Source organism: Secundilactobacillus silagincola, assembly GCF_002583405.1.
GTDB lineage: Bacteria > Bacillota > Bacilli > Lactobacillales > Lactobacillaceae > Secundilactobacillus > Secundilactobacillus silagincola.
On sequence record NZ_BCMJ01000079.1, the window covers coordinates 1 to 215 of the forward strand.

1 protein-coding gene is annotated in these 215 nt (G+C 40.0%); it reads left to right on the plus strand.

The window, feature by feature from the left end; all coding sequences use genetic code 11:
- On the plus strand, nucleotides 1-215 hold a 215-nt coding region (locus CES82_RS12305), incomplete at both ends, for a transposase (RefSeq protein ID WP_143466322.1).

A 215-nucleotide genomic window follows, 5' to 3' on the forward strand; every position in this document is an offset into this window, starting at 1 on the left:
TGAGACGATGAGTTTTGAACTGATGGATGCTGAAACACACGAATTGATCGATTTACTACCATTCCGTTCAATTCACAAGTTACAACATCATTTCAGACACTACACTGAGACAGCTCGGCAAAAAGTCAAAATAATCGTTACCGATATGAACTATACTTACCCCAAATTGGTTGGTACTGTGTTCCCCGACGCGATTGTTCTGATTGATCGTTTTC